The following is a 22,268-nucleotide window of genomic DNA, read 5'->3' as shown; positions in this document are numbered from 1 at the left end:
CCGGAAAACCGTTCGTCCCTGTCTCTTGCCAACACAATTAGATATATCTTAAGGTATATCTAACGTGTAACCAGAGATGAAAAAAATGCGTGAAGACAAACACCCTCCCCATCATCGTCCGCCCCACCTTCGTGAAGCAGGCGAGGACCGCGACGGTTTCGAAAAGCGCCCTGGCCGCGAACGCGGTGGACGCGGCCCGCGGGTCTTCGCCCCAGGGGACCTGAAATTATTGTTGCTGGCGCTGATCGCCGAGCAACCTGCTCACGGCTACGACCTGATCCGCAAGATCGAGGGTCTGTTCGACGGCGCCTATTGCCCGAGCCCTGGCGTCATCTACCCAACCCTGACCTTTCTTGAAGAAAGCGAAATGATTCTTGGCGACGCTCAGGCCGGCAAGAAGCTTTACACCGTCACTGAAGCTGGGCGCAGCTCGCTGCAGGACCAGGCCGTTGCCCTTGAGGGCGTGCGGACACGTATCGATGTCAGCAAGCGTTCGTTGCGCGGCCATGACCGTCCGCCCGAGATTCACGAAGCGGTACACAATTTGCGGCATGCCTTGCAAATGCACCACGGTCGCTGGAGCCCGGAAGAAATCCTCAGGGTCAGCGATTTGCTCAATACCACCGCCAAGGCCATTGTCGATGGGCCTCAGTCTGCCTCGGAGACAACCGAATGAATTCGCCACAATCGATCCATCGCGTCATGCATGAAATCAAGCGTCGCAAGCTGGAAGTGCTGCGGGTCACCGACCTGACCCCGCTAATGCGCCGCGTTACGCTGCACGGCCCTGATCTGGCGGGTTTTATCAGCTTGGGGACTGATGACCATGTGAAGCTGTTCTTCCCTCAAACCCCGGAACAACAGGCAGCTCTGGAAGACCTGACCCCTGCCGATGACAAGGACACGCCACGCCCGCCCATGCGTGATTACACGCCGCGACGCTACGACGAAACCAGAGGCGAGCTGGACATCGACTTCGTTCTGCATGGCGAAGGTCCGGCGGCGACCTGGGCCGCACAGGCAAAGCCGGGGCAATTCCTGCACATCGCCGGGCCAAAGGGTTCGATGGTAGTGCCGGACATGTTCGACAGCTATCTGTTGATCGGCGATGAAACGGCCATTCCAGCCATTGCCCGGCGTCTGGAGTCGCTGCCCGCCAGTCGTGCTGCACTGGTGGTGGTCGAGGTGGCCAATCAACAGGAACAACAGACTTTCCAGAGTGCGGCGCAGGTCGATGTGATCTGGATTGTGCGCGGCGAGCAAAGCCTGACAGACGTCGTTCGCCGCCTGGAGATGCCCGAGGGCAAGCTGTATGCGTGGGTTGCCACGGAATCCGGCCTGTCGCGCAAGTTGCGCCGGGTGCTGCTGGACGAACTCGGGCTGGAAGAAGATTTCGTCAAAGCCGCCGGCTACTGGAAGCTGGGCGACGACGACGCGTAAAACGACGCCGGGCGACTCACCCCTTGCGACGAGCCGCCCATGTGTCGACCGCCAGCAACAGCAGCGCAATCAACACGAACCCCAGCAGCACGCCCAATGCATTAACGAACGCTTTCAGAAAGCCGAGAGTGCCGACGTCAATGAACGGGTACATGTAGTCGCCAATCATGTTGCCGCGCAGCAGCACGTATGCGAAATACACCACCGGGTAAATCGCCCACAGCGCAACATGGCCCGGACGTAAATGCCCCTTGGGCACATACATCCACCAGTACACTACAAATGCCAGCGGCATGACGTCGTGCAGCAACTCGTCGGTGACCCACTGCCAGCCCTGCGGGTGCCACAAGTGGCGCAACAGGATGTTGTAGGCGATGCCGACCAGCGCAATGCTCACTGCGATACCTGCACACACGACCGGATGGCGAAAAAACCGATGCCCCGCCGATTGCCGCCCGGTCAGTGCGCAACTGAGTGCGACCGCTACAAGGGTGTTGGTGAGCACTGTGAAAAAACTGAAAAACCTTACCAGCCCGCCCAACAGACTGGCATGGTCGGCATAGCGCCCCATGAAGATCAGATAAAGCTGGATGACCAGCCCCGACCATCCCAGACAGGCCGCAACCAGAGCGTAATAGCGCTGTCCCTGCGCGGTGTGCGGGTGTTCGCTGTGCATCGATCTGTTTCCTTGAGTGCCAGCTTCCCTGCCGAACGTGTAGGGCTGAAGCGCTTTACCAGCCTTTGCCGCGATGCAGCTTCACATAAAGCGCCTCGACCTTTTCTCGTGCCCAGGGAGTCTTGCGCAGGAACGTGAGGCTGGACTTGATGCTCGGGTCGCTCTTGAAGCAGCGAATGTCGATTCGCTCGGCAAGGCCGGACCATTCGTAGTGCTCGACCAGAGCCCTGAGAATCTGCTCCAGCGTGACGCCGTGGAGCGGATCGGAATTGGGTGTCGTCATGATGAACCTTGCAACGGATGAGTAGAGAACCGACGCCGAATAGATCGCTGGCAGGCGCCGGGGTTCAGCAAAGTCGGCCATTGTAAGCGCCGCGCTTTGATAAAACACATCCGCCTTAATGCACTGTTGCGAGGCCCGCAATGATCCATGTCATGTTTAAAGCTTTTCGAGAAATCGTTAGGGCCCTATCATTGCCGGTTTAGGGATTGAAGATCCTTTCTTTCAGAGACTTCTTCCAGAGATTGCTGCGGATAAACGCAGATGCACGAACTCGGACAGCGGTGGTCTACGACTCAATGACCATCGCAGGTTGAGCGCACAAGCGCATTCTGCTCGACGGTTGAATTCAACTGTCAGTGATTCGTCTCATTAAGCAGCTTCAAGGAATGGCGCCAGGGTAGGCGATGCACACGAAAACAAGACACCAATCACTTACTTCTCGCGGAGATTCGCATTATGAGCACTGACGGTGCTTCAAACAGAAATCGCCTGTTACCGACCCTGCTCGGGCTGGTGATCCTGCTGATGGGGCTGGCGTTGCTGGTCGGCGGCGTCCGCCTGCTGCAACTGGACGGCTCTCTTTACTACCTGCTGGCGGGTATTGGTTTTGCCGTGACCGGCGTGTTGTTGCTCACCGGACGCGCGGCCGCGCTCGGGCTTTACGCGCTGCTGTTGTTCGCAAGCACCGTATGGTCGCTGTGGGAAGTCGGTCTGGACTGGTGGCAACTGGTGCCGCGTCTGGCGTTGTGGTTCGCACTCGGCATTGTCTTGCTGCTGCCCTGGTTCCGCCGTCCGCTGCTGCTCAACGGCCCGGCGCGCATGGGCACGGGTGCATTGAGTATCGCTGTGGTGCTGGCCGGTCTGACCGCGCTGGCCAGCCAGTTTACCAATCCTGGACGTATCGAAGGCCAACTGGACCGCGAAACTGCTGGCACCACCAATACCGCTCCGGCTATGCCCGACGGCGATTGGCAGTCGTATGGCCGTACGGCTTTCGGCGATCGCTATTCGCCACTGACGCAGATTACCCCGGAAAACGTGAACAAGCTGGAGCCGGCCTGGACTTATCGCACAGGCGATATTCCTGGCCCGAATGACCCAGGTGAAACCACAGCCGAGAACACCCCGCTGAAAGTCAACGGCATGCTCTACGTGTGTACGCCGCACAGCCAGGTGATCGCCCTTGATCCGGATTCAGGCAAGGAAATCTGGCGCTTCGATCCGAAGCTCAGCACTCAGAACGCAGCCAACTTCAAAGGCTGGGCACACATGACCTGCCGTGGCGTTTCCTACCACGACGATGCAGCGTATGCCGCCAGCGCTCCGGCACAAAGCCCGGCAGCCCCGGCAGCCGATAGCACGGCCACGGCAAGCGCGTGCCCACGCAGAATCTTTCTGCCGACGGCCGACACCCGTCTGATCGCCCTGAACGCCGACACCGGCAAGATGTGCGAAGACTTCGGCAACAAAGGCTCGGTTGATCTGACAGCCAACATGGGCACGTTCGCACCTGGCGGTTACTACTCCACATCGCCACCGGCAGTAACCAAAGACCTGGTGATCATCGGTGGTCACGTCACTGACAACGTGTCGATCGACGAGCCGTCCGGCGTGATCCGCGCCTACGACGTTCACACCGGTCGTCTGGTCTGGAACTGGGACAGTGGCAACCCGGAAGAAACCGCTCCGATTGCCGAAGGCAAGATCTACACCCGCAACTCGCCGAACATGTGGTCCATGTTCAGCGTCGATGAAAAACTCGGCCTGATCTACCTGCCGATGGGCAACCAGACGCCAGACCAGTGGGGCGGTGATCGTACGCCGGAGTCCGAGAAGTACAGCGCTGGTCTGGTTGCACTGGACATCGCTACCGGTCGCGTTCGTTGGGACTTCCAGTTCACCCACCATGACCTGTGGGACATGGACGTGGGCGGTCAACCGACCCTGCTGGACATGAAAACCGCCGATGGCGTGAAGCCAGCGGTATTGGCATCGACCAAGCAGGGCAGCATTTACGTTCTGGACCGCAGCACCGGCAAGCCAATCGTGCCGATCAACGAAGTGCCGGTCCCGCAAGGCGCTGTTGCAGGCGACCACACCTCGCCGACCCAACCGAAGTCCGACCTCAACTTCATGCCGCCGCCGCTCAAAGAGCGCGACATGTGGGGCGTGACTCCGTTTGACCAGATGATGTGCCGGATCGACTTCAAGTCGCTGCGCTACGACGGCCCGTTCACGCCGCCATCGTTGCAGGGCTCGATCGTTTATCCGGGTAACTTCGGTGTGTTCGACTGGGGCGGCATTGCAGTCGATCCGGTTCGCCAGATCGCCTTCGTCAACCCGAACTACATGGCGTTCCGATCCAAACTTGTACCTTCCGCAGAAGTTGAAGGCGGCCCGGGTCGCAAGAGCGAAACCGAAGGCGTGCAACCGAACAAAGGCGCGCCATACGGCGTGATCCTCGAAGCGCTGCTGTCGCCTATGGGCCTGCCCTGCCAGGCACCGGCGTGGGGTTATCTCGCGGCAGTCGACCTGACCACCCATAAAACCATCTGGAAGCACAAAAACGGCACTGTACGCGACAGCTCGCCGATTCCGCTTCCGCTGACCATGGGTGTTCCAAGCCTGGGAGGCCCGTTCATGACCGCCAGCGGCCTGGCATTCATGAGCGCTACGCTTGACCAGTATCTGCGCGCCTACGACGTACGCAATGGCAAGCAGCTGTGGGAAGCCCGTCTGCCAGCAGGCGCGCAAACCACCCCGATGACCTACACCGGCAAGGACGGCGAGCAGTACGTGCTGGTCGTGGCTGGCGGTCATGGTTCGCTGGGCACCAAGCAAGGTGACTACGTGATGGCGTTCAAACTGCCGAAGTAAGGTGGTGTTGAAGTAAATGAAAGGCGGCTACCGAGAGGTAGCCGCCTTTTTTTGTCGCCATTGAAACCTGGACCTCAGTTGCGTCTGCTATCGGACAAGACGTGGGAGCATTCGCACGATAGTGTTTTGCAGATCATCTATCGGTCCAACGCACCATTGCAGCAACGCTGTTCCGGACGCTATGCGTGCGCTCTTGAGGGGCCTCGATCAGTACCTACCGCGCTTTCGCGCTGCTCTTGCCGCCTGCACGCAGGATGTCGCCCCAGCGGCGCACCAGGTAGTTGTGCTCGTTCATGACCGAGTTCCACACGGCGATGTGGCCCATGCGTTCTTCGTACGAGCCGCCGTCGCGAATTTCTCCCGCGTCGATCAGGGGCAGACCGTCGCTGCCAAGCAGTTGTTCGCGGGCAGGCAGGCCGGCGTACCAGTAATCCCACTCTGCCGCGCTTAGGTGGTCGCGACTGCGCGCCGGGTTGCCGATGTAGTAGCCCTGTCGCGCCATCACCGCTCCCGGCCAGCCGGACAGCCACCAGTTGAGGTAGGCGTAGGCCGCATCCAGCACCGGGCCCTTGGCGTGACGTGACAGCGACAAACCGCCAAACCAGCCCCGATAGCCTTCTTTGGGCACCGCTACACGGTACTTCACACCCGCACGGTGGAGCCTGACGAGTGTCGGCGACCATAAGCTCTGAATGTCTATGGTCGGGCTGAGCATAAGTTCGGCGGCTTCTTCGTCGTCCGACCAGAACGCACCGAAATGCCCTTGCTGCTGTTTGCGCACCAGCACGTCGGCCAGCAGATCGATCTCTTCGATACTCATGTTGCCGATGTCGTTGAATGTCGCCAGTCCTGCGCCCTGCACCGCCAGCGCGGCATCCAGCGCGCCGATGGCCGCATCGCTCTGCAATGCAATCCGGCCACCCCACGCTGGGTCCAGCAACCAGCCCCAGCTTTCGTCCGCAGAACTCAGGCCGTCCGGCAATCGCTCGGGGCGGTAGGCAAAACTGTCCGCGTTGTGGGTCAACGGCAACATGCTGATGCGCTCGGTCACGGCGCTGCCCAAGCTGCCATCGTGCTGCACGAACAAACGCTCGCTGGGTACGCTGCCACTGCCCGGCTGATCGGTCGGCCGCAAGCGACCACGCTTGGGCAAATCGTTGATTTCATGCCACAGCGCAATACGCCGCGTATCAATGGGCTGGATGGCCCGCGCCGGCCAGACGAAGTCGACGTTATGAAACCACTGATCGTAAAGGTCGTAGCTGTCCGGCTGCATGACCGCAATACGTTGCGCAGTCTGCACATCATGAATCTGGTAAGTCAGCCTGATGCCGAGATCCTGCTCGGCACGCTCGCGCAGGGACTCGAGCAAGGTCACTGACGTGCCAAGCACACGCAGGGTAATGGTCATGCAACTGACTCGCTTGGCAGTGGCGCGAAGCTATGGGAGAAGACGTCAAACGAGCGACGCAGCAAGTCCGGGTCCAGCCCGCGCAGGATAAAAACCAGCCGCGACGTACAATCGTCACCGGGCCACGCGGCAAGATGCACCGGCGCATGCAAGCAATGCTGCACACCATGAATCACGATGGGACCCTGGTTATCATTCACGTTCAGCAGCCCTTTGACACGCAGGATTCGCTCGCCGTGGCATCTTAACAGCATCGACAACCACACCCCGAAACCGACCCAGTCCAGCGGGCGATCGAAGGTCAGGCAACACACCTGCGCGTCCCCGTGCCGTGCTGACGTCGACTCGACACGGTGCAATTGCCAGCGCGTCACCTCGATGGCAGGTTCGGCGCTGCGAACGCCTTCGCCGAGCAATAGCTGATCACCACTGTGGATCTGCGCGGTATCCAGCAACGGTGCAGAAAAATTGAGCGCCTGCAGACGGCCGCGCAACGCGTCGAGTGCGGGCTTGTCTACCAGATCGGTCTTGCTCAGCAACAGCCGGTCCGCCGCCGCTACCTGGGCCAGCCACTCCGGGTGCAGACGCTCTTGCAACTCGGCGTGGCAGGCATCCACCAGCGTAACGATCAAGCCGATGTGAAAGCGCCCGCGCAACTGCGGATCGTTGCTCAGGGTTGTGAGAATGGGGGCCGGGTCGGCGAGGCCCGTAGTCTCCAGAATTACCCGCCGGAATGCCGGAATGTCTCCGCGATTGCGGCGATCCAGCAAGCTCAGCAATGCGTCTTTCAGCTCACCCCGAACGGTGCAGCAGACACAACCGCTGGGCAGCAGCACGGTATCCGGCGCGACCTCTTCGACCAGCAGGTGATCAATGCCGACATCACCGAACTCGTTGATCAGCAGCGCGGTGTCGCCCATGTTCTCATCGGCCAGCAGACGCTTGAGCAAGGTGGTCTTGCCGCTGCCGAGAAAACCGGTAATCACATTCAGGGCAATGCTCATGATGACCTCTGCAAATGCTCGAGCAGGCTGGGGTCCAGCGGATCCAGTGGCCGACCGATCAACAATTCGGCCTTCTGCCACAGCTGCTCCAGACCGGTCGCCAGCTCCTGCTTGCCGGTGGCCCCCAGCAACAGATAGGAAACGCCCTGAAAGTCTTCGACCTTCAAACGAAACGGCGCAACCACTTTGTTGATCGCGGCAATACGCCGAAAGCGTTCACGGCGCCGAGGCAGCTCGGTCGCCAGCGGATCGCTCCAGTGCACATCTTCGCCCAGCAGGCCGCACAGTCCACACATCAGTTGCTCTCCAGCAGTTTGCTCATGGCATGACGTCGCCGGAATTGGGCCCAAGCGTCTGGCCGACGAAAAGATTACCGCCTGGCTCGCTGGCCAGCAGCACAGCGACCGGCGCGACCTCTTCGGCCAGACCGAAACGGCCCAGCGGCAGTTCGGCGGCCTTGGCGGTTTTCCAGGCACTGCTGATACCCGCGACCAGGGGCGTTTCGATAGGACCGGGCGCGATGGCGTTGACCAGCACGTTATCTTTGGCGACTTCCAGCGCCAGCGATTTGCTGAAACCGATCACCCCGGCCTTGGCGGCGGCGTAGTGGGTCAGTTCGGCTCCGCCCTTGATACCCAGTTGCGAGGCTACGTTGATGATGCGTCCCCAGCGCTGCGCGATCATGTGTGGCAAAGCACGCTGGCTGGCCACGAATACGCTGGTCAGGTCAATGCGCAGCATGTCGTTCCACATGTCTATGCTCAGGTCGACGCAGCGTGCCTGGGTGAGCATGCCGGCGTTATTGACCAGAATATCGATGCCGCCGAAATGCTTGACGCAGGCATCGACGCTGGCCTGCGCGCCCTCGACGCTGCCCACGTCGGCGACGCATTCATGCACCTGCGCGCCAAGCTCGCGGCACTGCGCGGCGACCTTTTCCAGGCTATCGGCGTCTCTATCGCCCAGCACCAGCCGCGCACCTTCCGTCGCATATGCACGGGCTATGGCTGCACCTATGCCACTGCCTGCACCCGTGATCACTGCGCGTTTTTGTTTGAGTTGTTGCATGGGTCGGGTTCCTCGGTTGAGTTTGCGCGATCTACTCCGGCCAGCGCACGGTCAGGCCGCCGTCGATCACGATGCTTTGCCCGGTCAGGTAACTGGCTTCGTCACTGCACAGAAAACGCACCAGCGAAGCCACTTCGTCAGCACGGCCAACACGGCCCAGCGGGATGGCCTTGGCCGCCTTCGCCAGCCCTTCAGGGCCTAGCGAGTTCTGGCTGTCCAGCGACTGCGGCGTCTCGATCAGGCCTGGAATTACGGCATTGCAGCGAATGCCTTTGGGTGCCAGTTCCACCGCCAGCGACCGGCACAGCCCTGGCACGCCAGCTTTGGCGGCGGCGTAATGGGAATGGTCCTGCCAGCCGTAGACGCCCCCGGCAATCGAAGAAATCGCCACCAGCGCCCCGCCCTCGCCCATATGCCGGACAGCAGCGCGAAAGGTGCGCATTACGCCGGTCAGGTCTACGTCGAGCATCGCGTTCCAGCGCTCGTCAGTCATTTCCAGTAACGGCGCGCGACGTAGCAACCCGGCATTGGCCACCGCGTAGTCGAGCCGACCAAACGTCTTGACTGCCTGCGCGGCCAGATCGTCGACGGACTCGGTGAAGGTTACATCCAGCGGCAGCATCAGGCATTCGCCGCCCGCCGCCTCCACCAACTGACGCGTGTGCTCCGGGTCGTGCGGGTCAGCCGGGTAGTACCCGCCTGCCACCGCAACACCCTGCCTGGCAAAGGCCACTGCCAGTGCCTGGCCGATGCCGCTGGCGGCACCGGTTATCACTGCAACTTTACGAACCATGTGCTTGCTCCTTATTTCACTGTTTCAGGCCGCACATGTTTGGCGGCAAACATCAACGCACCCGACAGGAAGCATGGCACTGCGCCGAAGTACAAGGCCGAGGTCTGCCAGTCACCGCCTGCGCTCAGTACCGATGTGGCACCGAAACCCGCAACCACAGCGCCGAGCGGGCCCATGGCATGGATGATTGCGCCGCCGGTAGCCCGAATGCTGGTTGGAAAACTTTCACTGATGAAAAACAGCGCTGCCGAGTAAGGGCCGATCAGAAAGAACAGGCCGAGGCTGTACAGACCGACGACTGTTACCATGTTGCTAGGCCCATACAGCATGCCGGCGAACGCCAGACCACCGAGCATCCAGCCAAGTCCGATGACGTTACGACGGCCGATTCGGTCGCCCATCCAGCCGTGGCACAGGTAACCGCAGTAGCCCACCAGGTTGGACAGCACCAGAATGATTAGCGAGTTTTCGAACGAGATGTGGTGAACGCTGACGATTACCGTCGTGCCCAGCACGCTGAACACCTGAATCGCCGCCCAGTTGAGCAGGATCGCCGCCCCGATCACAAGGGTGGCACGACGCGAAGAACCCCGGAAAGCGGCACCAATACCCGCCTTGCTGTGTTCGTCGTAGTCGACGCCGTAGGTTTGTGCAACGGCCTGCGCCTGGCTCACATCACCCTTCTTGCGCAGTTGAGTGATGCGTTGGTGGATCTGGAATTGCGGGCTTTCCTTGAGCTTGCGCGCCAGGATCGCAATGATGATGGCCGGAATAGCGGCGAATACGAAGCAGCCCTGCCAGCCGATGATCGGCAGCAAAACGGCTGTAAGCCCCGCCGCGATCAACGCACCGACCGGCCAGCCACCCTGCACCAGGCTGTAGATGAAGCCGCGACGTTTGGCCAGACGCGGATCATCGGAGGCCGCATAGATTTCGCTGAGGTAAGTCGCGTTGACTGTTTCTTCCGCATACCCCAGACCGCCCAGCGAGCGGATCAGGATCAGCGGCGATTTGCCCCACGCCCCACCGATAGCCGTGAGCGCCGAGCAGATTGCCGAACCGCTCACGGTGAAAATGATACCCACGCGCCGTCCCAGGCGATCTACCAGCGGACCGATGGCCAGCGCCACTACCGCCGTGCCGACCGCGACCAGCGTCGCGATTTCGGCCTGCTCCACTTCACTCCAGCCGAAATGCCGACCGATTTCCGGCAACAGCGTGCCAAACAGAATGAAGTCGTATACCGCAAACACCCACGCGAAAAACGCAATCCATGTGGCGAACCGTACTTGGTCAGGAGTCAGTTGCTCAGGCTTCCAGCCGTTCAGGTCAAGCTTATTGTATATGGACATGAGTGACGCCTCGGACAGGGCAATGGATCAGCGGGTACGGGGATTGCGACGCACGAAGTCGTCGGCAATCTCGTCGAACGTTACGAACTTGACGCCAGCATGGCTTTGAATGTGCTCGATCAAGCGCTCCAGCATCAGCAGCACTTGCGGGCGACCAGACACGTCCGGGTGAATGGTCATGGTGAAAACGGCGTGTTCGTGCTCGCGATAGACCCAGTCGAACTGGTCGCGCCACATTTCTTCCAGGTGCCGCGGGTTGACGAAGCCGTGGCTGTTGGGTGCTTTCTTGATGAACATCATTGGCGGCAGGTCATCCAGATACCAGTTGGCCGGGATCTCTACCAGATCGGTTTCTTCGCCACGCACCAGCGGTTTCATCCAGGTATCCGGGTGCTGGCTGTAGTCGATCTTGGTCCACTTGTCGCCGACGCGAACGTAGTACGGATGAAAGTCGTTGTGCATCAGACTGTGGTCGTACTTGATGCCTTTCTTGAGCAACAGCTCGTTGGTCACGTTGCTGAATTCCCACCACGGCGCGACATAGCCAGTGGGACGCTTGCCGGTCATCTGCGTGATCAGATCGATGGATTTGTCGAGAACGATCTCTTCCTGTTCCGGGGTCATGGCGATCGGGTTTTCATGGCTGTAACCATGCACGCCGATTTCATGCCCGGCGTCGGCCACGGCTTTCATCTGCTCGGGGAAAGTCTCCATCGAGTGCCCGGGAATGAACCAGGTAGTGCGCAGGCCATACCGTTCGAACAGTTTGAGCAGGCGTGGCGCGCCCACTTCGCCAGCGAACAGCCCGCGCGAGATATCGTCAGGTGAATCCTCACCGCCATACGAGCCGAGCCAGCCTGCGACTGCATCGACATCCACACCAAACGCACACAGAATTTCTTTGGCCATCTTGGTTCTCCCGCTGGTTTATCAGAGCGGCATCACGGCAGTTCGCGCGCGTGCCGGTTTGCAAGGGTTCAACGGCATCAGTTCACACGGAGTTGAGCAACGCCTCGACCGCCAGTGCGGCGCGCAGCAGACGCGCGTCCTCCCCGGCCGGAGCACTGAGCAACAGACCGGTGGGCAAGCCCGCCGCATCGACGCCGCTGGGCAGCGATACGCCTGGCATGTTCAGCAGGCTGCCGGACATGGTCAGGCGCAGCGTGGCCAGGTTGGTTTGCACGAACAACTCGTCGTCGGCCAACAAGGGCGCCAGCGGCGGAGCAACATGGGCGACGCTTGGGGTAAGCAACAGCGCACCATCGAGTTCGGCGGCCAGTTGCTCCTGCAATTGCTCACGCGCGTTATACAAATTGACCAGCAGACTGGCCGGCATATGCCGCGCAGCTTCCAGGCGCTTGCGGACCCTTGGGTCAAGCTGGTCTGCGGCGTCGCTGTCCAGCAACGGCTGATGCAGCGCAAAAGCCTCTGCAGCGCCCAGCCAGCCGTGCTGCCGGATCAACAGCAAGGTGGCCTGAAACGCCTGGCAGGGCCGCACTTCAATCAACGCCCCGCCGGCATGCAGGATGCCGATGGCACGCAGCAGATTGTCACGCACCGCGGGCTCGACCCGTTCGTCATCCAGCACGGCCTTGTCGACCAGAAATCGCTGGCTGGCAAGGCTGCGCGGTATCAGCGAAGAAGGTTTGCTGCGCGCACAAAGCAGGTCATCGATGACCAGTGCATCGCGCACACTGCGGGTCAACGGGCCGATGCTGTCCAGCGTCAGAGCAAGCGGAAACACGCCGTCGCGACTGTAACGGCGGCTGGTGCTGCGAAACCCCACCAAGCCATTGAACGCAGCAGGAACACGAATCGAACCTGCGGTGTCGGTGCCCATCGCAATCGGCACGATCCCGGCAGCCACCGCGACCGCTGAACCCGAGGAAGACCCGCCCGGGATGCGCGGCGTGCTGTCGCTCAGCGGGTTGATCGGTGTGCCGAAATGGGGATTCAAGCCCAAACCGGAATAGGCGAACTCGCTCAGGTTGGTCTTGCCCAGGCTGACCATCCCCGATCGTGCCAGCAGGCCGACACTCGGGGCGTCCAGCAACGCCGGTGACAGGTTATTGCGTACGGCTGCACCAGCAGTGGTCACGCTGCCGGCCACATCGAAGAGGTCTTTCCAGGCGATCGGCACACCGTCAAACGGGCTCAATGGCTGCCCCTGCTTCCAGCGGGCGGCAGAAGCCTCGGCTTCGCGGCGCGCGCGGTCGACACTCATGGAAATGAACACGTTATCGACCTGCGTTGCCTGCTGCAGCGCCATGTCCAGAACCCGCAGGGGATCACTGCGACCCTTGGCGAAATCCTCTGCCATTGCACAGGCATCCTGGCGAATCGTGGCACTCCCGGTATCGATCATAAAGCCGCACCTTGAAAATGTACTTATTCATAAAATGTACATTTATTAGAGGCAGGTTTCGTGCCAATCTGTGCGGTAACAGGCCTTCGCGGCGGGACTTTAGCCCTCCATCGAGCTGGAACGCGCGTGCTAGAACCTCTCCTTGCTGGCAGCTGTGCTGTTTGGAACCGGACTTGCAGGCGGATCAAACGGTCATAAAGAAATAATGTATCTTTTACAAAAGGTACATTTCAGTGCAAAAAAGTAACGGTGGCCCCATGAGCGAGCATCAGGACGTAGCCCAAGGTGACAACGATGCATCTGTGCGAGAATCGTCCGTCAGCCGCCAGAAGTGTAAGAAAGCAATGTCAGAAGAGGACCCGCGCACCGCATCGCGCTACGCCATGATCCGTGAAGTACTGCGTAACGCCATTGTTTCGGGAGCGGCCGCCAAGGGACTGGTATTGCTTGAAGCACCGCTGGCGGAGCTGTTCGGCACCAGCCGGGTGCCGGTGCGCAAGGCGCTCAACCTGCTGCATGAAGAAGAGCTGATCAGCCGTTTCGATGGCCGAGGCTATCTGGTCAATCCGCAAAGCGAGCACGTCGAGCCGTTGCGGCTGAGCCTGAGCCACAAGCAGTTCGGTCTGGACAGCACTGAAGAGCTGGTCGATACCCGCCCGCTTGGCGAGCGCATTCATGATGAGATTGGCGCGGCGCTGTCAGCCTGTATTGCGTTTGGTCATTACCGTCTGGATGAACAGAGTGCCGCGCAGCATTACGGCGTCAGCCGCGCCGTGGTGCGTGAGGCTCTGATGCGTTTGCGTGATCGTGGTCTGGTGGAAAAGGAGCCCTACTCGCAATGGCTGGCAGGACCGCTGACTGCACGGGAAATCACCGAAGACTACGAGCTGCGCGCGTGTCTTGAGCCCGAGGCCTTGCGCCAGACTGCGCCGCAGCTGAGTCGCGAAACCCTGGAAGCGATGCTGGCCAGAGTCATACGGGCTCAGAACACAGAGCTCTGCAGCCTCGAAGAGATCGAGCGCCTCGAGGATGATTTGCATCAGCAATGCCTGGCGGGCCTGCAAAACCGCAAGATCGCAACCCTGATCAGTCAGGCGCAGAGCCCGATGATCGTCAACCGGATTTTTTACCGCTTGCTGGACATCGGCGCAGACGAAGCGATGCTGGCCGAACACAGACTGATCATCGAGCTATTGCTGCACGGCGCTTTCGACGCAGCGGCGTTGAACCTCAGGGAACACCTGCAACGCGCCCGGCAACGTATGCTCCAGCGCTTGAAAGTGCTCTCGGTGTTACCGGAACAGGAAGTGCCGGAGTATTTGACGCGGCTGAGTTGAGGCGAGGCTGGAGACTATCGTCCCCGCGCTCCAGCGTGGTGATGCCGTTCTGGACGCTCTGCGTCCGATCCTGAATGTGCGGCGTGCCGTCGAATTGTGACGCAGAGCTTCACTGACTGCGTACCAACGAACTGATTCGAGAGGCATGCCACTAAGCCATGTTACTTATCGAGGACCTCGCCGCGCATCGGTGCCAGACGGGCGATCAGGCGGTTCTGGGCAGGGACCGGGACGTTTTCGGTGTCCATCGCCGCGATCAGGTTCTCGACCAGCGCGTTGAAGTCGCTGGGGGTGAGGCTCTGCCCCTTGTGCGCCTCGGCCATGCTGTCACCCGTGTAATGGCACGGACCGCCCGCCTCGACACAGAGTTGTTCGACCAGCTTGTCGCGCAAGCGCACAATGTTGACCTTCTTGAAGTGCCCGACAATGCGCCCATCCTTGGCAATGTTAAGCAGCATACCTTCAACAATGCGCTGGATGCCGGCACGCTGACCCAGATCCTGATAGAGGCTGTCATCCTTGGGCGGCTGCTGGGCGCACCCTGCCAGTACCGTCAACATCAGGCAAATCAGCAGGCGCTTCATCAGAAACTCCCCTGCACGGACAGATACGTGCCGTTCTGGTTTTCCAGCGTGGCGATTTCGCCCAGGTGGGCGTAGGCCAGCACAACCGATAGATGCTTGTTGGGGAAATACCCGACAAACAAATCGGCCCAATCGGTTTCACCTGCAATTGACAGGTTATCCGGCTTCTCACGGTACTCGACGCCCATCGCCCAACGAGGGTTGAACAAGACGGCGACGGAGCCCTCCTTAAGTACGCTGCGGCTGTCACGCCGATCACCGCCGAAGCCCAGCAGACCCATTTCATTGGCGCGGCTGTAACGCAGACCACCGTTGACCACCACGTTGTAGCCAAATGCGGCACCCATGAACAACCGACTGGCCGTCAGGTAACCGTCGACATCAGAATCGCGCTGAGCGCCCGCCAGTCTTGGGATCAGAAAATTAGTCTGATGCTTGTACTGCAACCCCAAAGACACCTGCGGCAGGCTGTCATAGATCAAGTCACCAAACAGCCGCAGCTTGACCCCGAACACGTCCTGGCTGAGGTTATCGTCAGGCAGGCGCAGTGAGCGCTGCAGGGTGCTGATGTCGAAGCGCTGATGCGCGTAGGAAAACTCGACCCTGTTGCCGTAGCCGACAGCCAGGCCCGCCACATCCAAGTGGTAGTCGGGCAGATCGACATGCGTGGCAAAGGCCGTTGCGCCCCACTCGCCTTGCTCACTGTAGCCAGCGATAACCGCCCAGGGCGTGATACCACCGCCCGCGCTGCCTTCGATGCTGGATGCACCGCCCGTTGCGATCAGGCGCCCGTTGTCAGCCAGCGCAAACGGCGCAACAGCTCCCAGAACACAGCCCAGCACTAACGGAATTCTATAGGACATAATTCAGTTCACCTTGAAGCCAGGTGCTCCCTCGGACTGGGTCATCCACGCCTCAAAGGCGACAGCCGTCAACGGACGGCTGATCAAATACCCCTGCGCCGTGTCACAGTGCCAGCGCCGGAGCAGGTCCAGGCTGTGCTGATATTCAACGCCTTCGGCCACGACCTTGAGCCCCAGGTTGTGGCTCATTTCAATGGTCGCTCGCACGATAACTGCATCTTCACTGGTTTCATCCAGGTCGCGAACGAAGGATTGGTCGATTTTCAATTCCTGCACCGGCAGCCGTTTCAAATGCGCCAGCGATGAATAGCCGGTGCCGAAGTCATCGATTGACAGACTGATGCCACAGTCACGCAGGCGGTGCAGAACGATCAGCGCTTTTTCCGGCTCGCTCATGACGGCGCTTTCGGTGATCTCGAATACCAGCTGCTCTGCAGGTACACCATATTGCTTGATCAAGCGCACGACATAGCCAGCCAGATCGCCGCTTAACAAGTCATCTGCGGAAATATTGACCGAGACCTGCAATATCAGCCCACGCTGGCGCCAGTCGGCCAGCTGCCGAAATGCTTCTTCAATGACCCAGTCGGTAAGCAGATGAATACTGCCGGTACGCTCGGCCAGCACAATGAATTCAGCAGGCGAGACATTGCCGAAGCGCGGGTGCATCCATCGCAGCAAGGCTTCGGCCTGACGTACATAGCCCTGACGGATGTCCAGCTTGGGCTGATAGTGCAGCGTCAGTTCGCCGCGCTGAGGGGCTTTGCGCAAGTCACGGATAAGGCAGATCTGGCGCTGGTGAGCAAGGTCGCGACCGTCCTCATAGATTTGCAGACGACCTGGCAGCAAGGCTGCGTCCTTGCGTGCAATTGCAGCACGATTCAACAGCTCCTGGGCTGAACCGCCATGCTCGGGATAAACCGTGATGCCGATGCAGCATTCAAGGGTGAGCTCTTGATTATCGATGCGCAGCGGTTTGTTGATCAGGCGTTGTGCGGCGTCGGCCATACCCACGGCGCCATCACTGGCCGTGTTGTCCAGCAGCAAGAGAAATTCATTAGCGCTCAACCGGGCAAGCGTATCACCGGACCGCACAATGCCTTGCAGGCGCAAGGCAACCTGACGCAACAATTGCTCGACGCCCTCTGCATCAGCGCTTTCGTTGATCGTCGTCAGGTTCTCGATACTGAGATACAACAAGGCAAACTGACGCTGGACTGCAATCAGACTACCTACTCGCTCGATGACCAGTGCGCGGTTGGGCAGCCCGGTCAGGTTGTCGTGCAACGCGTTGTGCGCCAACTGTCCCTCACGCATGGCAATGCCGTGCTGCATGGTGTTGATCGCGTCGGCAAGCATGCCCAGTTCGTCGCTACGGGCCATGTTAACCGGCGTCTCGTAGTCACCGTCACCAATGCGCTTGGCAGCAATGGCCAGCGCACGCACTGGCAACGAGACGCTTCGGGCCAGCGCCAGCGTACCGATCAACGACGCCAGTACAGCGGCCATGGATATCCAGAAAATCTTTTCATCCAGCGGTGCAAAGGCCTGAAAGGCCTTGTCCAGAGGGCTTTGCAACAGTGCGATAACTTGTCCGTCGCCAGCATTTCCGGTGTTGGCAAGCATCAGGGTCTGACTAAGGAAGTTCAGATTCGCCTGTTCGGTGATACGCATCTGTCCGCCAGAGGAGCTTCTCATCAACTCGACCAACCCCTCATGCAGTGCGGGTGGCTGAGTACTGATCAAGTTGCCCGATTTACCGTTCTCTACAGCAAGAAAAGAGACTTCCAGACCGCTGAGCGAGCGCAGCTCTTCGGCAATGTTGCTGTCGATGGCAAAACCCATGACCACCCGACCGATCGGCAGGGGGGCCAGCACGGTACTTTCAACCAGCAGATGAGGTATACCGCCACCGGGAATAATAAGTACTGACTGACCAGCGCGCTTGGCGTTGCGTAGCGCCTGGTCGTAAATGAATATGGAGCCTTCAGGCACTTCAGCCACGGTGCTCGCACGGACGATACCGTCCATGCTCAGCAAAAACATCTCACTGGCATTGATCCGCTTGCCGTGGTTCATCAATACCGATCGAATGGTCGATGCATCAGAGCTGGCCACCGCATCGCGAAAACCGAAATCGGTCGCCAGCAACTGCACGCCGTCACGTAACCGCTTGCCGCGCAGGTCCATCAAGCGTTCAAACACACGACTACCAACTTCCAGCTGCGCCTGGGCCTGAGTGCGCACAGCATCCCCGGTGGCCAACTTGACCGCGAGAAAGACGGCGCACACGACGATCATCAACAGGGCAATCAGAACCCCGGCGATACGCGCCTGAAAGCTGATTTTAAGCTTCATTCATGGGCGGCCTTGTGGAAGGCTTCGCCGAACCCACCGGGCGCGGGTTTGGCGGGTTTGTCATCGGGACTCACCTCGACATTCAGCTTGAAGTGCTGAACCAGGCCTGTCGCGGGCACGTCGAACTCGTCGCCTGACACCGGCTGCATGTCTTCGATCTTCGGGTGCCAGAGCGTGGCGGCATAATGACCGGCGGGCAGTTGGTCCAGCTTCAACAGGCCATTGCTGTCAGTAACGCCGAACCATGGCTCGTCGGTCACGTAGATATAGCCAACCATCCAGTCATGAATGTTGCAGCCGAGCACTACTACGCCAGGCTTGTCGAACAACAGCGGAGCTGAAGGGGTGCCTTCATAAAGACGCAATTCAAAGCGCTTGGCCGGAGAAAACGAATAAACCTGATGGCGAATGTTATCGCTATTGGGAAATTTGACTTGAGTACCCGAGTGAACGGCCAGTACGTGAGGTGCAAACTCCTGCTCACGCTGATCCATCGCGGCCTGAAGCGCTACCGGTGCAGTGCCGGCTGGCCCCTGCAGAGTCACCACCGCATCCGCGAGAGGTTTGCCCTGACTGTCGATTACTTGCGCCGTAAAGGTAGCGGCCGATGCCGTCACAGCTGATGCCATCCATAATCCGGCCAGCAGCGCTGAAAAAAATCCGTTGGTCATACCTGATTCAACCCAAAGCGGCAGTGCCGCGACTAAATAAGCCAGCGCCGTACAGAGCTGACTGCCTCCATGCCACGAGATGTCGGTTTTAATTGCCCCTTTACAGACTATCGACCGAAACTATTGAAACCTGAGGATCGCTGCCCCATCTAAGAGCCATGTTCAACTTCTCAGGTGCCCCATGAGCGACCAGCAGACAGACTCGCCAGATTTGCCCAACGACGAAGACGAGCACGACGTGTCTCTGAGTTCCGACAGCACCTCGCTTGCCTTGCCCGGCCAGAACCTGCCCGACAAGGTTTACATCATTCCTATCCACAATCGCCCGTTCTTCCCGGCGCAGGTTCTGCCGGTCATCGTCAACGAAGAGCCCTGGGCCGAGACCCTCGAGCTGGTCAGCAAGTCCGAACATCACTCGCTGGCGCTGTTTTTCATGGACACCCCTCAGGAAGATCCGCGCCACTTCGACACGGCTGCGCTTCCCGAGTATGGCACTTTGGTGAAAGTTCACCACGCCAGTCGTGAAAACGGTCGTCTGCAGTTCGTGGCACAAGGGCTGAGCCGGGTGCGTATTCGCACCTGGCTGAAGCATCATCGTCCGCCGTATCTGGTGGAAGTCGAGTACCCGCAACAGCCCAACGAGCCCACTGACGAGGTGAAAGCGTATGGCATGGCCCTGATCAATGCGATCAAGGAACTGCTGCCGCTGAACCCGCTGTACAGCGAAGAGCTGAAGAACTACCTCAATCGCTTCAGCCCCAACGATCCTTCGCCGCTCACGGATTTTGCCGCTGCGCTGACCTCTGCAACCGGTGTCGAGCTGCAGCAGGTGCTTGACTGCGTGCCGATGCTCAAGCGCATGGAGAAAGTCCTGCCAATGCTGCGCAAGGAGGTCGAGGTTGCGCGGCTGCAGAAAGAAATCTCTGCCGAGGTGAACCGCAAGATCGGCGAGCACCAGCGTCAGTTCTTCCTCAAGGAGCAGCTCAAGGTCATCCAGCAGGAGCTCGGGCTTAGCAAAGACGACCGCAGCGCCGACATTGAGCAGTTCGAACAACGTCTGGAAGGCAAGACCTTGCCCCCGCAGGCGAGCAAGAAATTCGACGAGGAAATCGGCAAGCTCAAGGTGCTGGAGACCGGCTCGCCGGAATACGCTGTGACGCGCAATTATCTGGACTGGACCAGCTCGTTGCCGTGGGGTGTCTACGGCGCTGACAAGCTGGACCTCAAGCACGCGCGCAAGGTGCTCGATCAGCACCACGCCGGGCTGGATGACATCAAGGCGCGGATTCTCGAATTCCTCGCCGTCGGCGCCTATAAGGGCGAGATCAGCGGTTCGATCGTATTGCTGGTCGGCCCGCCGGGTGTGGGCAAGACCAGCGTCGGCCGCTCTATCGCCGAATCACTGGGTCGCCCGTTTTATCGGCTGAGTGTGGGCGGCATGCGTGACGAGGCCGAAATCAAGGGCCACCGCCGCACCTACATCGGTGCCCAGCCGGGCAAGCTGGTGCAGGCGCTGAAAGATGTCGAAGTCATGAACCCGGTCATCATGCTCGATGAGATCGACAAAATGGGCCAGAGCTATCAGGGCGATCCTGCCTCTGCGCTGCTGGAAACCCTGGACCCGGAACAGAACGTCGAATTCCTCGACCATTATCTGGACCTGCGCCTGGACCTGTCCAAAGTGCTGTTCGTGTGTACCGCCAATACCCTGGACTCGATCCCCGGTCCGCTGCTCGACCGTATGGAAGTGATTCGCCTGTCCGGCTATATCACTGAAGAAAAACTGGCGATTGCCAAACGTCACCTGTGGCCCAAGCAACTGGCGAAAGCAGGCGTCGCCAAGAACAAGCTGACCATCAGTGACACTGCCTTGCGTGCCGTCATTGAAGGCTACGCGCGGGAAGCCGGTGTGCGACACCTGGAAAAGCAGCTCGGCAAACTGGTGCGCAAGGCTGTCGTCAAATTGCTCGATGCGCCCGACTCGGTGATCAAGATCGGTCCGAAAGACCTTGAAGCCTCACTGGGCATGCCCGTGTTCCGTAGCGAGCAAGTGCTATCGGGTGTCGGCGTGATCACCGGCCTGGCCTGGACCAGCATGGGTGGCGCAACCCTGCCGATCGAAGCGACCCGCATTCACACCTTGAACCGCGGCTTCAAGCTGACCGGGCAATTGGGTGATGTCATGAAGGAGTCGGCAGAAATCGCCTACAGCTACGTCAGCGCCAACCTGTCGAAATTCGGTGGCGACGCGAAGTTCTTTGATGAGGCGTTCGTGCATGTACACGTTCCCGAGGGCGCAACCCCGAAGGACGGCCCCAGCGCGGGCGTGACCATGGCCAGTGCCCTGCTGTCACTGGCGCGTAATCAGGCGCCGAAGAAAGGTGTCGCCATGACCGGCGAACTGACACTGACCGGGCACGTGCTACCCATCGGTGGTGTGCGTGAAAAGGTCATTGCATCCCGTCGCCAGAAAATCCACGAACTGATCCTGCCGGAGCCCAATCGTGGCAACTTCGAGGAACTGCCGGATTACCTCAAGGAGGGCATTACCGTGCACTTCGCCAAGCGCTTTGCGGATGTAGTGAAAGTGCTTTTCTAGAGGTTGATGCAGCGCGGCCACCCGCGCTGCTTCTCGTTCCTGCGCCCCAGCGTGGGAACGTAGCTCTGGACGCGCTGCGTCATATCCCGATCAGGACACCTGCCGTACTCCCCCATAAAACCCTGATCGGTTATCCTTGCGCATCGTTTCGCAATACCGGAACTTGCCATGACTCCTGCCCGTTTTATTGCACCGTTAAGCCTCGCGCTGCTGACGGCCTGTGCTCAGACGCCGAAAAGCATCGTTTCCATCGACTCGCAAAGCGACTGCCCTCTGGCACTCAAGACCGGCCAGACGCTGATCCTGACACTGCCCAGCAATCCAACCACCGGCTTTCGCTGGCTGACCCAGAACCCCGCGCAGAATATCCTGCGAAGCCTGGGCCCTGAGGTGTACGCCAATGCCGAAACCAAGGAAATGGTCGGCAGCGGCGGGCAATCCGTGTGGCGCTACAAGGCAACCGACGCCGGGACCGGAAGGCTGATGATGACCTACCAGCAGCCTTGGGCGCCGGAAGTCCCACCGGAGCAGACATTCGAGTGCGCAATCACGGTGGACTGACGCATTGTCCACCGCAGGTTAGACAA

20 protein-coding genes are annotated in these 22,268 nt (G+C 59.9%); 6 read left to right on the top strand and 14 right to left on the bottom strand.

What is annotated here, in order from left to right:
* Positions 1-76: 76 nt before the first annotated feature.
* Together POR16_RS05700 and POR16_RS05695 are read left to right on the top strand one after the other, a co-directional pair.
* Positions 77-676 carry a PadR family transcriptional regulator gene (locus POR16_RS05700; protein WP_005889290.1) on the top strand — a complete coding sequence of 200 codons (600 nt, stop codon included), beginning with the start codon at positions 77-79 and terminating at the stop codon, positions 674-676.
* Entirely contained in the window at positions 673-1,440 is a 768-nt protein-coding gene (locus POR16_RS05695) for a siderophore-interacting protein (protein ID WP_005889289.1), read from the top strand. The genes POR16_RS05700 and POR16_RS05695 overlap by 4 nt, the downstream gene beginning before the upstream one ends.
* A 16-nt stretch (positions 1,441-1,456) precedes the next feature.
* Here POR16_RS05695 and POR16_RS05690 read toward each other — a convergent pair whose 3' ends face one another.
* Entirely contained in the window at positions 1,457-2,116 is a 660-nt protein-coding gene (locus POR16_RS05690; RefSeq protein ID WP_005889288.1) for a Pr6Pr family membrane protein, read from the bottom strand.
* 55 nt (positions 2,117-2,171) lie between these two features.
* Entirely contained in the window at positions 2,172-2,399 is a 228-nt protein-coding gene (locus tag POR16_RS05685; RefSeq protein ID WP_004658220.1) for a VF530 family protein, read from the bottom strand.
* A gap of 456 nt (positions 2,400-2,855) precedes the next feature.
* Here POR16_RS05685 and POR16_RS05680 point away from each other — a divergent pair, with 456 nt between their 5' ends.
* Positions 2,856-5,276 (top strand): glucose/quinate/shikimate family membrane-bound PQQ-dependent dehydrogenase, encoded by a 2,421-nt coding sequence (locus POR16_RS05680; RefSeq protein WP_005889286.1) that lies wholly within the window; start codon positions 2,856-2,858, stop codon positions 5,274-5,276.
* Positions 5,277-5,490: 214 nt separating this feature from the next.
* On the opposite strand, the gene POR16_RS05675 is transcribed toward POR16_RS05680, so the two are convergent.
* The 8 genes from POR16_RS05675 to POR16_RS05640 form a co-directional block, all read right to left on the bottom strand.
* Positions 5,491-6,687: an ABC transporter substrate-binding protein gene (locus POR16_RS05675; RefSeq protein WP_024671670.1), complete on the bottom strand. Its 1,197-nt coding sequence runs from the start codon at positions 6,685-6,687 to the stop codon at positions 5,491-5,493.
* Complete coding sequence (locus POR16_RS05670; protein ID WP_005889281.1) at positions 6,684-7,691, bottom strand: CobW family GTP-binding protein; 1,008 nt, start codon at positions 7,689-7,691, stop codon at positions 6,684-6,686. The genes POR16_RS05675 and POR16_RS05670 overlap by 4 nt, the downstream gene beginning before the upstream one ends.
* Complete coding sequence (locus POR16_RS05665) at positions 7,688-7,987, bottom strand: hypothetical protein (protein ID WP_005889279.1); 300 nt, start codon at positions 7,985-7,987, stop codon at positions 7,688-7,690. The genes POR16_RS05670 and POR16_RS05665 overlap by 4 nt, the downstream gene beginning before the upstream one ends.
* A gap of 22 nt (positions 7,988-8,009) precedes the next feature.
* Positions 8,010-8,759, bottom strand: a complete 750-nt coding sequence (locus POR16_RS05660; protein ID WP_005889278.1) for an SDR family NAD(P)-dependent oxidoreductase — start codon at positions 8,757-8,759, stop codon at positions 8,010-8,012.
* A 31-nt stretch (positions 8,760-8,790) separates the two neighbouring features.
* The gene (locus POR16_RS05655; protein ID WP_005889277.1) at positions 8,791-9,552 is read right to left on the bottom strand and encodes an SDR family NAD(P)-dependent oxidoreductase; all 762 of its coding nucleotides are present in this window, start codon (positions 9,550-9,552) and stop codon (positions 8,791-8,793) included.
* Positions 9,553-9,563: 11 nt separating this feature from the next.
* Entirely contained in the window at positions 9,564-10,904 is a 1,341-nt protein-coding gene (locus tag POR16_RS05650) for an MFS transporter (RefSeq protein WP_005889276.1), read from the bottom strand.
* A gap of 27 nt (positions 10,905-10,931) precedes the next feature.
* Positions 10,932-11,813 carry a polysaccharide deacetylase family protein gene (locus POR16_RS05645; protein ID WP_002554892.1) on the bottom strand — a complete coding sequence of 294 codons (882 nt, stop codon included), beginning with the start codon at positions 11,811-11,813 and terminating at the stop codon, positions 10,932-10,934.
* Positions 11,814-11,895: 82 nt separating this feature from the next.
* Positions 11,896-13,269 carry an amidase gene (locus tag POR16_RS05640; RefSeq protein ID WP_005889275.1) on the bottom strand — a complete coding sequence of 458 codons (1,374 nt, stop codon included), beginning with the start codon at positions 13,267-13,269 and terminating at the stop codon, positions 11,896-11,898.
* Between the two features lie 344 nt (positions 13,270-13,613).
* On the opposite strand from POR16_RS05640, the gene POR16_RS05635 reads away from it, so the two are divergent.
* Positions 13,614-14,606 carry a GntR family transcriptional regulator gene (locus tag POR16_RS05635; protein WP_032618786.1) on the top strand — a complete coding sequence of 331 codons (993 nt, stop codon included), beginning with the start codon at positions 13,614-13,616 and terminating at the stop codon, positions 14,604-14,606.
* Positions 14,607-14,767: 161 nt separating this feature from the next.
* Here the strand turns inward: POR16_RS05635 and POR16_RS05625 are convergent, their stop codons facing one another.
* Genes POR16_RS05625 through POR16_RS05610 form a run of 4 tightly spaced genes read right to left on the bottom strand, consistent with a single transcriptional unit; the run spans position 14,768 to position 19,082 of the window.
* Positions 14,768-15,190 (bottom strand): group I truncated hemoglobin, encoded by a 423-nt coding sequence (locus POR16_RS05625; protein ID WP_005889272.1) that lies wholly within the window; start codon positions 15,188-15,190, stop codon positions 14,768-14,770.
* Positions 15,190-16,053, bottom strand: a complete 864-nt coding sequence (locus POR16_RS05620; RefSeq protein ID WP_042932162.1) for a DUF3034 family protein — start codon at positions 16,051-16,053, stop codon at positions 15,190-15,192. Before POR16_RS05620 ends, POR16_RS05625 begins: the two co-directional genes overlap by 1 nt.
* Positions 16,054-16,056: 3 nt before the next feature.
* Positions 16,057-18,411, bottom strand: a complete 2,355-nt coding sequence (locus POR16_RS05615) for a bifunctional diguanylate cyclase/phosphodiesterase (RefSeq protein WP_005889269.1) — start codon at positions 18,409-18,411, stop codon at positions 16,057-16,059.
* Positions 18,408-19,082 (bottom strand): methylamine utilization protein, encoded by a 675-nt coding sequence (locus tag POR16_RS05610; protein ID WP_005889267.1) that lies wholly within the window; start codon positions 19,080-19,082, stop codon positions 18,408-18,410. The genes POR16_RS05615 and POR16_RS05610 overlap by 4 nt, the downstream gene beginning before the upstream one ends.
* Before the next feature lie 181 nt (positions 19,083-19,263).
* Between POR16_RS05610 and lon the strand changes: the two genes are divergently transcribed.
* Together lon and POR16_RS05600 are read left to right on the top strand one after the other, a co-directional pair.
* Positions 19,264-21,681, top strand: coding sequence for an endopeptidase La (lon, locus tag POR16_RS05605; protein WP_005889265.1), 2,418 nt, complete (start codon positions 19,264-19,266; stop codon positions 21,679-21,681).
* A 168-nt stretch (positions 21,682-21,849) separates the two neighbouring features.
* A complete protein-coding gene (locus POR16_RS05600) occupies positions 21,850-22,242 on the top strand; it encodes a protease inhibitor I42 family protein (protein ID WP_005889261.1) in 393 nt (130 codons plus the stop codon).
* Positions 22,243-22,268 lie beyond the last annotated feature (26 nt).

This window comes from Pseudomonas coronafaciens pv. oryzae str. 1_6 (genome assembly GCF_000156995.2).
GTDB classification, from domain to species: Bacteria; Pseudomonadota; Gammaproteobacteria; order Pseudomonadales; family Pseudomonadaceae; genus Aquipseudomonas; species Aquipseudomonas tremae.
The sequence above is the reverse complement of the archived record's forward strand: the minus strand, read 5'-3'. Positions and strand labels throughout refer to the sequence as shown.